This window comes from Rhodovulum sp. BSW8 (assembly GCF_003314725.1).
Taxonomy (GTDB): Bacteria; Pseudomonadota; Alphaproteobacteria; order Rhodobacterales; family Rhodobacteraceae; genus Rhodovulum; species Rhodovulum visakhapatnamense.
Genome location: NZ_QNVX01000012.1, coordinates 128,483 through 142,023 on the forward strand (window position 1 = coordinate 128,483; position 13,541 = coordinate 142,023).

8 protein-coding genes and 1 pseudogene are annotated in these 13,541 nt (G+C 69.6%); 3 read left to right on the forward strand and 6 right to left on the reverse strand.

Annotation, left to right across the window (positions count from 1 at the left end; genetic code table 11):
* Positions 1 to 19: 19 nt before the first annotated feature.
* From ileS to DSD19_RS08950, 4 genes are all read right to left on the reverse strand, one after another.
* The gene (gene ileS, locus DSD19_RS08935) at positions 20 to 2,923 is read right to left on the reverse strand and encodes an isoleucine--tRNA ligase (protein WP_113669319.1); all 2,904 of its coding nucleotides are present in this window, start codon (positions 2,921 to 2,923) and stop codon (positions 20 to 22) included.
* 188 nt (positions 2,924 to 3,111) lie between these two features.
* A complete protein-coding gene (locus tag DSD19_RS08940) occupies positions 3,112 to 3,738 on the reverse strand; it encodes a VPLPA-CTERM sorting domain-containing protein (protein WP_243627843.1) in 627 nt (208 codons plus the stop codon).
* Between the two features lie 266 nt (positions 3,739 to 4,004).
* Positions 4,005 to 5,081 (reverse strand): YcjF family protein, encoded by a 1,077-nt coding sequence (locus DSD19_RS08945; protein ID WP_113669321.1) that lies wholly within the window; start codon positions 5,079 to 5,081, stop codon positions 4,005 to 4,007.
* On the reverse strand, positions 5,078 to 6,508 hold the full coding sequence (locus DSD19_RS08950) for a YcjX family protein (protein WP_113669322.1): 1,431 nt from the start codon (positions 6,506 to 6,508) through the stop codon (positions 5,078 to 5,080). The genes DSD19_RS08945 and DSD19_RS08950 overlap by 4 nt, the downstream gene beginning before the upstream one ends.
* Positions 6,509 to 6,636: 128 nt before the next feature.
* On the opposite strand from DSD19_RS08950, the gene truA reads away from it, so the two are divergent.
* Positions 6,637 to 7,410: a tRNA pseudouridine(38-40) synthase TruA gene (gene truA, locus DSD19_RS08955; RefSeq protein ID WP_113669323.1), complete on the forward strand. Its 774-nt coding sequence runs from the start codon at positions 6,637 to 6,639 to the stop codon at positions 7,408 to 7,410.
* A gap of 171 nt (positions 7,411 to 7,581) precedes the next feature.
* Here truA and DSD19_RS08960 read toward each other — a convergent pair whose 3' ends face one another.
* Positions 7,582 to 9,213 carry an alpha-D-glucose phosphate-specific phosphoglucomutase gene (locus tag DSD19_RS08960; RefSeq protein WP_113669324.1) on the reverse strand — a complete coding sequence of 544 codons (1,632 nt, stop codon included), beginning with the start codon at positions 9,211 to 9,213 and terminating at the stop codon, positions 7,582 to 7,584.
* Between the two features lie 212 nt (positions 9,214 to 9,425).
* Here DSD19_RS08960 and DSD19_RS08965 point away from each other — a divergent pair.
* A pseudogene (locus tag DSD19_RS08965) lies at positions 9,426 to 11,066 on the forward strand (acyl-CoA dehydrogenase family protein).
* A 113-nt stretch (positions 11,067 to 11,179) separates the two neighbouring features.
* On the opposite strand, the gene DSD19_RS08970 reads toward DSD19_RS08965, so the two are convergent.
* The gene (locus DSD19_RS08970) at positions 11,180 to 12,499 is read right to left on the reverse strand and encodes an ATP-binding protein (RefSeq protein ID WP_075785403.1); all 1,320 of its coding nucleotides are present in this window, start codon (positions 12,497 to 12,499) and stop codon (positions 11,180 to 11,182) included.
* A 43-nt stretch (positions 12,500 to 12,542) separates the two neighbouring features.
* Here DSD19_RS08970 and DSD19_RS08975 point away from each other — a divergent pair, with 43 nt between their 5' ends.
* Positions 12,543 to 13,502: an MBL fold metallo-hydrolase gene (locus DSD19_RS08975; protein ID WP_113669325.1), complete on the forward strand. Its 960-nt coding sequence runs from the start codon at positions 12,543 to 12,545 to the stop codon at positions 13,500 to 13,502.
* Positions 13,503 to 13,541 lie beyond the last annotated feature (39 nt).

Consider the following 13,541-nt stretch of genomic DNA (forward strand, 5'->3'; position numbering starts at 1 on the left):
ATCCGGCCCCCGCATCGTCTCAGCCCAGGGCCGCGCTGCAGCGCCCGCAGGTCTGCGGATGTGCGTGCTGGCCCACATCGGGCAGGATCTTCCAGCAGCGGCCGCATTTCTCGCCCTCGGCCTTTTCGAAGACCACGCCGACGCCATCGACATCGGGCAGGCGGAACGCCTCTTGCGGGCGCGGGTCGCCGCTGAGCTGCACCGCCGAGGTGATGCAGATATCGGCGAAATCGACCGATTTCAGCGCCTTCAGCACTTCGGCATCGCGCACATGCACGACCGGCGCGGCCTCGAGGCTGGCGCCGATCACCTTGTCCTGGCGCTGGATCTCGAGCGCGGCGGTCACCACGCGGCGCACCTGACGGATGCCCGCCCATTTCGCCGCCAGCGCCTCGTCGCGCCAGTCGGCCGGCGTTTCGGGGATATCCTGCAGATGGACCGAGCCCTCATCCTCGGGGAAGCGCGAGAGCCACACATCCTCCATGGTGAAGACGAGGATCGGCGCGAGCCAGGTCGTCAGCCGCTGGAACAGCAGATCCAGTACGGTCCGCGCCGCCCGCCGGGTCGCCGAGTCGGCCGCGTCGCAATAAAGCGCGTCCTTGCGGATGTCGAAATAGAAGGCCGAAAGGTCCACAGTGCAGAAGTTGAACAGCGCCTGGAACACGCCCTGGAAGTCATAGGCGTCATAGCCCGCGCGCACCCGTTCATCCAGTTCGGCCAGCCGGTGCAGCACCCAGCGTTCCAGTTCGGGCATGTCGGCAGGCGCGACCGTCTCGGCCTCGGAGAAGCCCGCGAGGTTGCCCAGCATGAAGCGCATGGTATTGCGCAGCCGCCGATAGCTGTCGGCCACGCCCTTGAGGATCTCGGGGCCGATCCGCTGGTCGTTGGTATAGTCGGTCTGCGCCACCCAGAGCCGGAGGATATCGGCACCATATTGCTTGACGACCTCCTCGGGCACGATGGTGTTGCCGAGCGATTTGGACATCTTGTTGCCCTTCTCGTCCAGCGTGAAGCCATGGGTCAGCACACCGCGATAGGGCGCGCGGCCCAGCGTGCCGCAGGCCTGCAGCATCGAGGAATGGAACCAGCCCCGGTGCTGGTCGGTGCCTTCGAGATAAAGGTCGGCGATGCCGTCCGCCGTGCCGTCGGCGCGGTCGCGCAGCACGAAGGCATGGGTCGAGCCGCTGTCGAACCACACGTCCAGCACGTCGAAGACCTGGGTATAGTCATCGGCGTTGTAATCGTTGCCGAGGAAGCGCTCCTTGGCGCCGGGGGCGTACCAGGCATCGGCCCCTTCGGCCTCGAAGGCGGCGGTGATGCGCGCGTTGACGGCGGGGTCCTTCAACAGGAAATCGGGATCGGTGGGCTTGGCGCCGGTCTTGACGAAGCAGGTCAGCGGCACGCCCCAGGCGCGCTGGCGCGACAGCACCCAGTCGGGGCGCGACTCGATCATCGAATGGATGCGGTTGCGGCCCGATTGCGGCGTCCATTTCACCAGCTGGTCGATCGAGGCCAGCGCGCGCTGACGGATCGTGTCGCCATAGGTGCCCATGCCGTCGTCCAGCGTGTGGTCGATGGCCGCGAACCATTGCGGCGTGTTGCGGTAGATCAGCGGCGCCTTGGACCGCCAGCTATGCGGATAGCTGTGCTTGAGCCGCCCGCGCGCGATCAGCGCACCGACCTCGACCAGGGTGTCGATGACCCGGCGGTTGGCGTCGCCCTCCTTGCCGTCGGGCCGGATGATGACCGCGCCGCCGAACAGCGGCAGGTCGGGCCGGAAAGACCCGTCCTCCAGCACGTTATAGGTCATCGGCAGGCCGAATTTCAGGCCGATCTGATAGTCGTCGTCGCCATGGCTGGGCGCGGTATGGACAAAGCCCGTGCCCGCGTCGTCGGTCACGTGATCGCCCGGCAGGACCGGCACGTTGAAATCCCACTCGCCCGCGCCGCCCTCGACGCCGCGGAAGGGATGCGCGAGCGTCAGTGCGCCCAGCGCGTCGGCGGACACATCGGCCACGCGGGTCCACATGTCCGGGGTCAGCCGGGCCGCGCCGAGCACGCTTTCGGCCAGCGCATCGGCAAGGATGAAGCGGTCGCCAGCCTTCGCCCAGCATTCCTCGGGCGTGGCCGTGACCTCGTAAAGCCCATAGCCGATCTCGGGGCCGAAGCAGACCGCGCGGTTCTGCGGGATGGTCCAGGGCGTCGTGGTCCAGATCACCACCTGCGCGCCGTCCAGCGCCTCGGACGCCCCCGAAACAATCGGGAACTTCACCCAGATCGTGTGGCTTTGATGGTCGTGGTATTCCACCTCGGCCTCGGCCAGCGCGGTCTTTTCCACCGGCGACCACATCACCGGTTTCGAGCCCTGATAGAGGCAGCCGTTCATCAGGAACTTCATGAACTCCTCGGCGATCACCGCCTCGGCATGGAAGTTCATGGTCAGATAGGGATCGGCCCAGTTGCCGGTGACGCCGAGGCGCTTGAACTCCTCGCGCTGGACGTCGATCCAGCCTTCGGCGAAGCGGCGGCATTCCTGGCGGAAATCGACGACATCGACCTTGTCCTTGTCGAGCCCCTTGGCGCGGTACTGTTCCTCGATCTTCCACTCGATGGGCAGGCCGTGGCAGTCCCAGCCGGGCACATAGCGCGCGTCGCGGCCCATCATCTGTTGGCTGCGGACGATGAAGTCCTTGAGGATCTTGTTCAGGGCGTGGCCGATATGCAGATGCCCGTTGGCATAGGGCGGGCCGTCATGCAGCGTGAACGGCGCCCGCCCCTCTTTTTCGCGCAGCCGGTCGTAGATGCCGATCCGCTCCCACCGCTCCAGCCAGGCGGGCTCGCGGGCGGGCAGGCCCGCGCGCATCGGAAAATCGGTCTCGGGCAGGAAGACGGTGTCTTTATAGTCGGGTGTATCGGCACACATGGCAGGAATCCTCGGAATGCGATCCGGATTACGGTCTTGATGATGTCTGGAAAGTTCGGCGCGACGGGTCAAGCGCCTTTGCCCGGTCGCTCCGGATCAGAGCGCCGGGCCCGTAATTCGACGGATCGGCCGGACAGAACAAGGCATGCCGTGTCTATAGACAGCGGCCGGACCAAGGTAAAGCGCCGCTACCCCCTGCTGCGGCGACGCAGCGCGGCCAGACCGCCCAGTGCGGTCGCCAGCATCAGCCCGGCCGCCGGCAGCGGGATCGGCGCCGGAACCGTCGAGATCGCGCCCAACCCGTAGATGTCGACGCCCGCCCAGGGGCCGTCATAGGGCAGATGGCGGATATCCAAGCCGCAGGCCTCGCCCACGCTCCATTCCATCACCCCGGTCGCGGTGTTGCAGTAGCGCGGCAGGTCGACGATCATCACCCGCGAGAACGCCATACCGGGCATCACCCCAGCCGCGGCATCGATGTCGATGCCGATCGAGCCCCCGAGGAAGATCGAGCCTTCGGCGCCGGTCAGCGCGAACCAGTCGTCCAGCTTGCCCGCCAGCCCGATCAGGACCAGGAAATGCTCGTCATGGTCGCCGCCAGCGAAGACTTGCAGATCGGGCGCGGCATCGCCCGAAGGCACCAGCAGGTTGTCGTCAAAACCCAGCACCAAGCTGCCGCCCTCGCCCAGCGACACATAGCCGTTGCATTCGCCAAGATAGCTGTCGGGGCCGGCCGAGGCCACGCCCAGCGCGTTCGAGGCATCGGTGCAGGGCGCCACGCCGCCGCCAAAGCCGAAACCCGGCGTGAAACTCACGACGCGGTCCGCGAAAGAGATATCGCCCGCGGGGAAATCGATCCCGTAGACGGTGCTCGCGGTCGCGGACTGGCCAGCAAGAAGGCATGCGGCCCCGAGAAGGGCCGCCGGAAAGGCGTGTGTCATGGCGCTCGATCTCCGGTTCGCCCGGCCGGTCGCCGGGCCCGCCCCCAGTCTACCCCGGTCCGACCGTCAAGCTCAAGCAAACAAGGGTTAATCGGCCGGGGCGCGGAGACAGGTCGCAGGCCTGGGCGGTCACGTGCAGGTCAGGAATCGGGGCGCGAGAAAACGCCGGTCAGCGCCCGCTTGACCAGCGCGCTGACCGAGGGCCTGCGCGCCTCGCGGAAGGGCAGCGGTCGGCAGACCTCCATCGCGGCAACGCCGACCCGGGCGGTCAGGGCGCCATTGACCACGCCCTCGCCGAAGCGGCGCGAGACCTTGGCCAGCATGCCGCCTCCGGCAATCGAGCCGATCATGTCATCGCCCACCGCGACCGCGCCGGTCGCCACCAGATGGGTCATCACCGCGCGCGCCAGCCGGATCGAGCCCAGCACGCCGCCCCGCCCGCCATAGATCTCGGCGACACGGCGGATCATCCTGAGATTCGCGGTCAGCGCGGTCAGCAGATCGGCCAGCGCCAGCGGCACGATGGCAGTGATCGTCGCCACCTGCCGCGCGGCAGCCTCGATCTCGCGGGTGGCCGCCGCATCAAGCGGCAAAAGCAGCTCGCGCTCGGCAAGGCCCATCAGGCCGTCGGCATCGAAGATCTCGTCGCGCCGCTCGGCCAGCCGGGCGCGGCCCCAGCGGGTGTCCTCGCGCGCGGCATAGAACCCCGTCAGCCGGTCGACCAGCGCCCGGGCCGCCTTGACGTCATTGGCACCGATGGCCGCCTCGGCCTCGTGATGCAGCGTGTCGAGCCGCCTGAGCCGCGCGAAGGCCGCCATCTCGCGAAGAGCGATCAGCAGCACGGCCAGCGCGACCAGCCCGACCAGCGTCAGGGCGATGGTGCCGAGGATCTGGTTGCGCTCGAACAGCCCGAAGACGAAGTTCCAGGCCGCGACCGAGATCACGAAGCCCAGAAGCGCGACGAAGGACGACCAGAAGAACCGCGCCAGCCGCGAGGGGCGCCGCGCGGCCAGCGCCGCAACGGTCTGCATGGCACGCCCCTCGGGGGCCGGGTCCTCGTCCTCGTCGGGCACCGGCGGCGCCGTGGCCGGGCTGACCGGCGGGTCCTGGGGCGGCGGGCCGGAGAACGCCTCGGGCTGGAGATCGGGCCTGCGCGCGGGCCGCGCGGGCGCCGCCTCCTCGTCCTCCAGGTCGAACACGACGGGGCGGCGGGTCATCTCAGGCGGTCTCCCAGCAGGAATTCGGCGGCCTTGTCCAGCCGGATATGCGGCGGCCCCTCGCCCGGTTTCAGCGTCAGCCGGGCCGGGGCGAAATGCATGACCTGGTAATCGCCGTCGAGCCAGTCCTCGGCCCCGTCCCGCGCCGGTTCCAGCAACAGCGCCGGGTCCTCGGGCAGCTCGCCCGGGTAAAGCGCGGTCTGCCGCCCCGTCGACATCAGCGTGCCGCGCACGCAGTCATAGCTTTCGCCGCGCTGCTCGCGGGTTTCCTCGACCGTGGCCCTCAGCGCGGCAATGGCCATTGCCGCAGTCTCGGCCCCCGCGAAATCGGCGCGGCGGCGGGCTTCCTTCATCAGCGCCTGCATGATCGAGGTCAGCCGGGCATGCTGGGAATGATGCAGATGGTCGGCCTTGGTCGCGGCAAAGAGGATCTTCTCGACCCGCTTGCCCATCAGGAAGCGCGTGAGCCAGGCATTCCGCCCGGGCCGGAAGGCGCCGAGGATCTCGGTCATCGCGCGGCGCAGATCCTCGACCGCGCGCGGCCCCGCATGGATCGCCCCCAGCGCATCGACCAGCACCACCTGCCGGTCGATCCGCGAGAAATGATCGCGGAAGAAGGGTTTGACCACCTCGCGCTTGTAGGCCTCGTAGCGGCGCTCCATCTCGCGCCAGAGACTGCCGCGGGGCGTGCTGCCGCCCGGCACCGGCAAGGGCGCGAAGGTCAGGACCGGCGAACCCGCCATCTCGCCCGGCAACAGGAAACGTCCCGGTGTGCAGTCGGAAAAGCCCGCCTCGCGCGCGATGTTCAGCGCCTCGGTGAAGCGCGCGGCCAGCATCTGTGCCGTCGCCTCGTCGAAGGGCGCGCCCGGATCGGCCCCGCCCAGCGCCGCGACGAAGCCCTCTGACCCCGGCCGCTGGTCGAGCCGGCCCAGCGTGTCGGCCGCCCATTCGGCATAGTCCTTGTCCATCAGCGCCAGATCCAGCAGCCATTCGCCGGGATAATCGACGATATCGACATGGATCGTGCGCGGACCCGTCACCGCGCCGAAGATGCTGCCAAGCCCGCCGGGCCGCACCTTCAGGGACAGCCGCAACTCCGAAACGGCGCGGGTCGAGTCGGGCCAGTGCGGCTCGGACCCGGTCATCGCCGCCAGATGCGCCTCGTAATCGAAACGCGGCACGGTGTTGTCGGGCTGAGGCCGCAGATAGGCCGAGACGATGGCCCCCGAAGCGGCCGCGCGCAGCTGTGGCATCCGGCCCCGGTCCAGAAGATTTGACACCAGCGAGGTGATGAACACGGTCTTGCCCGCGCGCGACAGGCCGGTCACGCCCAGCCGCACCACGGGCTCCATGAAGGTCTCGGAAACCGAGGCGGCGATGCCTTCGACGCCGCGTGTCATTCCATCCGCCAGATCGCCGATACGCAAAGTCGCTCCTTTCGAGGTCCGGGCGCTCCTTTCGAAGTCCGGGTGACAGTTAATCATGCCCGGCCCGTGCTGCCAGCCCCCAAGCGGCCCGATTGCCAAGGAAGGATTGTCGCGGTAACCGGGGCGCCATGCCCCGCTATGCGCTGAAGATCGAATATGACGGAACGCCGTTCTCCGGCTGGCAACGCCAGGCCGACCGCGCTTCGGTGCAGGGCGCGGTCGAGGCGGCGCTGGCGCGGCTGGAACAGGACGTGCCCTCGATCGCAGCGGCGGGGCGGACCGATGCGGGCGTCCATGCGCTGGGTCAGGTCGCACATTGCGACCTGGCGAAGGACTGGGACCCGTTCCGCCTGTCGGAGGCGCTGAACCATCACCTGAAACCGGCCCCCGTGGCGGTGGTGGCCTGCGCCCGTGTGCCGGAAGAGTTCCACGCCCGGTTCTCGGCGGTCGAGCGGCGCTATCTCTTCCGCCTCGTCTCGCGCCGCGCCCCGCTGGTGCATGACAGGGGCCATGTCTGGAGGGTCGGCCACGATCTGGACCTGGCGCCGATGCAGGCGGCCGCGCGCCACCTGCTGGGCCGACACGACTTCACCACCTTCCGCGCCTCGCTGTGTCAGGCCGCCTCGCCGGTCAAGACGCTCGACGCGCTCGACATCGAGGACATGCCCTATCCCGGCGGCCGCGAATTCCGCTTTCACGTCCGCGCCCGCAGCTTCCTGCACAACCAGGTGCGCAGCTTCGTGGGAACGCTGGAACGGGTCGGCGCGGGCGCCTGGACCCCCGAAGGCGTCAAGGCCGCCCTAGAGGCGCGCGACCGCGCGGCCTGCGGACCGGTCTGCCCGCCGGACGGGCTGTACCTCGCCGGGGTCGGCTATCCGACAGACCCCTTCGCGCGGGATTGACCGTTCGAAACCGGGTATTTTTACCAAGAAGAAGACCGAACCGGGGGGGGGCGCCCGTCTTCTTCTTGGCCCCAATACCCCCGCCGGAGGCGCGCGCGCGACAGCGCGCGCCAGGCCCAACGCGGCCCAAGCGGGGGCGCAGCCCCCGTGCCGGCGCCGGGGCGGGAGAGATCAGGTCCGCACGTCGGGCGCGCTTCGGCCGGTCCGGGCGCGGATGCCCGCGACCTCGTCGGCAGCGGCGATCACATCGGCCAGAACCTCCTCGACCGGCAACTCGAGCCGGGCCGGGTCGCTGACATAGTCTTCAAGATAGACCCGAAGCGTCGCCCCCACCGTCCCGGTGCCCGACAGCCGGTAGACGATCCGGGCGCCGCCCTCGAAATGGATGCGAATCCCCTGCCCGGTGCTGCGCGCTCCATCGACCGGATCGTCATAGGCGAATTCATCCGCCATCTCGATCCGCCGCCCGGAAAAGCTCTGCCCCGGCAGAGTCGCCAGCCGTCCGCGCAACGCGTCCAGCATCGCCTCGGCCTTGTCCTGATCCACAGCCTCGTAATCGTGCCGGGTGTAGTAGTTCCGCCCGTAAGCCCGCCAATGCGCCCGCATGGTGTCCGCGACCGACAGCCCGGTTCCGGCCAGCACGTTCAGCCACAGCAGCACCGCCCAAAGCCCGTCCTTCTCGCGCACATGGTCGGACCCGGTTCCCGCGCTTTCCTCGCCGCAAAGCGTCGCGCGTCCGGCATCGAGCAGATTGCCGAAGAATTTCCAGCCCGTAGGCGTTTCGTAACAGTCGATCCCCAGCGCCTCGGCGACCCGGTCGACCGCGCGCGAGGTCGGCATCGACCGCGCCACGCCCGACAGCCCGCCCGCATAACCGGGCGCCAGCGCCGCGTTCGCCGCCAGCACGGCCAGGCTGTCCGAGGGGGTGACAACGATGCCGCGCCCGAGAATCATGTTGCGGTCGCCATCGCCGTCCGAGGCGGCGGCGAAATCGGGCGCATCGGGCCCCATCACCAGATCGACCAGCGGCTTCGCCCAGATCGGGTTCGGGTCGGGGTGACCGCCGCCGAAATCGGGGCTCGGCACCGCGTTGATCACGCTGCCCTCGGGCGCGCCCAGCGCGCCTTCGAGAATCGCCTTGGCATAGGGTCCCGTCACCGCATGCATCGCGTCGAACCGAAGCGTGAAACCGCCCGCGATCAACCGTCGGATCGCGTCGAAATCGAACAGGCTCTGCATCAATTCGGCATAGTCGGCGACCGGATCGACCACCTCGACCACCGTCTTGCCGAGCGTGAACTCGCCCGGCGCCGACAGGTCCAGATCCTGCGCCTCGAGGATGTCATAGGAGGCGATCGTGCGGGTCGCCTCGAAGATGCGGTTCGTCACCTCCTCGGGCGCGGGGCCGCCATTCGGGGTGTTGAACTTCACCCCGAAATCCTCGTCCGGCCCGCCCGGATTGTGGCTGGCCGACAGGATGATCCCGCCATCGGTGCCGCGCTTGCGGATCAGGTTCGAGGCGGCGGGCGTCGACAACAGGGCGCCTTGCCCCACCACGATCCGGTCCGCGCCGCCGGCCGCCGCCATGCGCAGGATCACCTGTGCCGCGCGGTCGTTGAAATACCGCCCGTCGCCGCCCAGAACCAGCGTCTTGCCCGACACGCCGCCAATGGCGGTGAAGATCGACTGGACGAAATTCTCCAGGTAATGCGGTCCCATGAAGACAGGGGTCTTCTTCCTCAGCCCCGATGTGCCGGGTTTCTGGCCTTCGATGGGGGTGGTCTCGACGGTGATCTTCTGCATGAGGGTCCGCTCTCCCGTGGCATTGGCTCCGCGCGGCGGAGCATAGCGGCCCTGCGCCCGGCCACAAGCCGATCCGCCGCGACGCAGCAAGGTGACCGGCCGACCGCAAGCGCAAGACTCGGAACAATTCGGCGGATTCCGGCGCGCCCTCGGCGGCGGCAAGGCTTGGCAGGATCCAGCCGACATGCCTATCCTTCTGCGTGGAGGAACCCATGCCGATCCTGCCGCCCCCAGCCTCTTCGGCGCCCGTCGAGGTCCGCAACCAGCCGCCCGACCGCGGCGACGTCGACCTCTGGGCTAGCGATTCCGCGCTGCGCGAGGCCGCGGCCCGCGCGGGCGCCCCCGACGCACCGCTGGCCGCCTACGGGCGGGACATGGGCCGCGCCGAGATGCGCGCGGCCGGGCGCGCGGCCAACCGCACCGTGCCGCACCTCGTGCCGGTCGACAGCGCCGGGCAACGGCTCGACGAAGTTCGGTTCGACCCCGGCTGGCATTGCCTGATGCGCACCAGCATCGCCGCGGGCTATGCCGCGCTGCCCTGGGAGGGCGGACCGGGCGGGCATGCCGCCCATGCCGCGATGGTCTACATGGCCGCACAGGTCGAGCCCGGGCATTGCTGCCCGCTGACCATGACCTATGCCGCCCATCCGGCGCTGGCCGCCTCGGACGCGCTGGCCGCCGCCTGGCAGCCCCTCCTTGTTTCGCGCCGCTATGACCCGGCGCCGCGGCCCCTCGCCGAAAAGTAGGGCGCAACGCTGGGGATGGCGCTGACCGAAACGCAGGGCGGGTCGGACCTGCGCGCGACCGCCACGCGGGCCGAGCCGGATGGCGAGGCCTGGCGGCTGACCGGGCACAAGTGGTTCTGTTCGGCCCCGATGTCGGACGGCTTCCTGACGCTTGCGCAAGCTCCGGGCGGGCTGACCTGCTTTCTGGTTCCGCGCTGGCTGCCCGGCGGAAGCAACCCGATCCGCCTGCTGCGCTTGAAGGACAAGCTCGGCAACCGGTCCAATGCCTCGGCCGAGATCGAATACGACCGGGCCCTGGCCTGGCAGCTGGGCGAGATCGGCGATGGCATCCGCACGATCCTGACCATGGTGCACCACACCCGGCTCGACACGGCTCTGGCGCCTGCGGGCCTGATGCGCGCGGCGCTGTCCGAGGCGCATCACTGGGTCGCCCATCGCACCGCCTTTCAGAAGCGGCTGATCGACCAGCCGCTGATGCGCGCGGTGCTGGCCGATCTGGCGCTCGATGTCGAAGGCGCGGTCGCGCTGGGGCTTCGGGTCGCCGCGGCCGTCGACCGGGCGGAGGACGGGGAGGCAGAGGCCGCGCTGGCCCGGATCGGTGTGGCTTTGGCCAAGTTCCAGACCAACAAGCAGGCCGCCCCGATGATCGCCGAGGCGATGGAGGTGCTTGGCGGCAACGGCTATATCGAGGACAGCCCGCTGCCGATGCTTTACCGCGAAGCCCCGCTGAACGGCATCTGGGAAGGCTCGGCCAACGTGATCTGCCTCGACATCCTGCGTACACTCGCCCGCGAGCCGCTGGCCGCCGAAGCCCTGGCCGCGGAACTGCACGCCGCCGCCGGGGCCGACCGGCTTTACGATGCCGAATTGCGCGCCCATGCCGCGCGCTGGCCGGGCCTGCCGAACGAGGCCGAGGCGCGCTGGTATGCCGAACAAACCGCACTTTTGCTGACGGCGTCGGTCCTGTTGCGCGGCGCCCCCGATGCGGTGGCCGAGGCCTTTGTCGCCACCCGGCTTGGCGCCCGGCGCGGCCGCGCGGCCGGCGCCTTTGGGCGCCGCGAAAGCGGTGCGTTGCTCGACCGGCTGGGGCCTGCCGCCGACGCCTGACGGCTTCGCATCCTGTTGCCGTCTGCAAGGCGGTTCCGGGCTGCGACTTCCGACCTGTATCCCGGCCCGAAACCGGCCGGCCCCATCGGAGGGGCGCCGTCTGGGCCGCGGCTCTAGCGCGCCAGAACCAGATCGGCTCGCAGCCCGCCCAGCCGCGCACTGGTGCCCAGATGCAGGGCACCGCCATGGCCGCGCGCGATGTCGGCGGCAATCGCGAGGCCCAGACCGGCGCCCGACCCCCGGTTCTGGTTGCGCGATTCGTCCAGCCGCTGAAAGGGCTGCATCGCCAGCTCGCGCTGATCCTCCGGGATACCCGGTCCGTCATCCTCGACCGTGAAGACCAGCGCCCCGGGACGCAGGTAAAGCGACACCGCCACCCGGCTGCCGTGCCGCAGTCCGTTGTCGATGAGGTTCTGCAAGGCCCGCTCGACCGCCATCGGCCGCAGCGAGGCCCTTTGGCCGCGCGGCAGGGCGCCCAGCTCGACCGTCCCCTCCGCCGCCCCGGCGCGCTGCGCGACACGGTCCAGCAGAGCGGCCGGATCGACCTCCTCGGGATCGTCCAGCGCATCGGCGCGCGAGAAGTCGAGGAAGGTGTCGATCATCCGGCCCATGTCGTTGATGTCGCGCAGCATCGCCCGGGTTTCCGGCGTGTCCTCGGCCATCGACAGTTCCAGCTTGAGCCGCGTCAGCGGCGTGCGCAGATCGTGGCTGACCCCCGACAGCATCAGCGTGCGCTGTTCGATCTGGCGTTCGATCCGGGCGCGCATGTCGAGAAAGGCACGCCCCGCGGCCCGCACCTCGGTCGCGCCCGAGGGTCGGTAGGGAATCGGGCGCCCCTTGCCGAAAGCGTCGGCGGCACGGGCCAGGCGCCGGATCGGGCGCAATTGGTTGCGCAGGAACAGGAAGGCGATCAGCGTCATCAGCGCACTGGTGAAGACCATCAGCACCAGCAGTTGATGCGGGTTCGAGGCCGAGACCCGGCCGCGGTTGAACGACACCTCCATCGGTCCCTTGCCGGTCTCGATGCCGACCCAGACCCGCGAGGTGTCGGTGGCCAGGTCGATCCCGGTAAAGCCCGGCAGTCCCCGGCGCAGGGTCTCGGTCACGGTCTCGCCCGAGAGGTCGTAGAATCGACGGCTTTCATCCTGCGGCGCCTCGGCGGGCAGCGTCAGACCCAGCCCCAGCGGCCGGGCCACGGCGCCGGCCTCGGTCCGCGCCTCGGCCAGGTCAGGCGCCGCATCCACGATCCGGGTCAGATAGGCAAGCTCCAGCACCAGAGCCCGGGTCATCTGCTGGGTGACATCGGCAAAGTGACGCTGGATGAAGACCACCGACACCACCAGCTGGATGGTCACGATCGGCACGATCAGAATCAGCGCGGCCCGGCCGTAGAGCCCCCGCGGCAGCACCCGTTTGATCCAGCGGTCCACCATGCTAGAGCCATATCGGCAGCGCCTTCGCGACGAAAGAGGAATGATGGACGACCCCTCAGCCCCCAAGCCCTCAGCCCCCAAGCCCTTCGCCCCCGAGCCCTTTGCCCCCGAACCCGGCCGGGCCGAGCGGCTTGCGCCCGGGCTGCGCCGCGTGCTGGCCCCGAACCCCTCGCCGATGACCTTCCGCGGCACCAACAGCTACATTCTCGGCGAAGGCGAGGTCACGGTGATCGACCCCGGCCCGGCCTCGCGGCCGCATCTCGCCGCACTTCTGGCCGCGCTCGCGCCAGGCGAGCGGGTGAGCCGGATCATCGTCACCCATTCCCATCTCGATCATTCCGCGCTGTCCCGCCCGCTGGCCGAGGCGACGGGCGCCCCGGTGCTGGCCTTCGGCGACAGCCGCGCGGGCCGCCGCGCCGATCTGGCGGCGCTTGACGGGCTCGGCGGCGGCGAGGGCGTCGATGCCGGATTTGCCCCGGACGAGACGCTTGCCGACGGCGCCAGGATCGAGGGTGAGGGCTGGACGCTGACCGCCCTGCATACGCCGGGCCATATGGGCAATCACCTTTGCTTCGCCTGGAGCGGGCTCGGGCCCGACGCGGGCGCGCTTTTCACCGGCGATCACGTGATGGGCTGGGCCAGCTCCATGGTCTCGCCGCCCGACGGCGATCTCGGCGCCTTCATGGCCTCGCTGGACCGCCTCGCCGCGCGGCCCGAGCAGCGTCTCTTTCCGGCCCATGGCGCCCCGGTGCCCGACGGTCCCGGCCGGATCGCGGCACTTGCCGCCCACCGCCGCGCCCGCGCCGCTCGTCTGCTTGACGTGTTGTCGAGGGGCCCGGCCACGCCCGCGGCCCTCGCCCGCGCGATCTACACCGACACTCCCCCGGCTCTCCTGCCCGCCGCAACCCGCAACGTTCTGGCTCATCTCATTGATCTGGCGGATCATTCCCTCGCGGCCCCGGACGGCCCCCTGGCCGCCGAAGCCCTTTGGCGACGCGTCTGAGGCGTCCGCGATCTGCGTGCGTTTTTTCTGCAAGACCCT

Excerpts from the sequence above, each read along its gene's own strand:
- ileS (WP_113669319.1), bottom strand. The coding sequence starts at position 2,923 with ATGTGTGCCGATACACCCGACTATAAAGACACCGTCTTCCTGCCCGAG.
- DSD19_RS08945 (WP_113669321.1), bottom strand. The coding sequence starts at position 5,081 with ATGACCCGCCGCCCCGTCGTGTTCGACCTGGAGGACGAGGAGGCGGCG.
- DSD19_RS08970 (WP_075785403.1), bottom strand. The coding sequence starts at position 12,499 with ATGGTGGACCGCTGGATCAAACGGGTGCTGCCGCGGGGGCTCTACGGC.
- DSD19_RS08960 (WP_113669324.1), bottom strand. The coding sequence starts at position 9,213 with ATGCAGAAGATCACCGTCGAGACCACCCCCATCGAAGGCCAGAAACCC.
- DSD19_RS08975 (WP_113669325.1), top strand. The coding sequence starts at position 12,543 with ATGGACGACCCCTCAGCCCCCAAGCCCTCAGCCCCCAAGCCCTTCGCC.
- truA (WP_113669323.1), top strand. The coding sequence starts at position 6,637 with ATGCCCCGCTATGCGCTGAAGATCGAATATGACGGAACGCCGTTCTCC.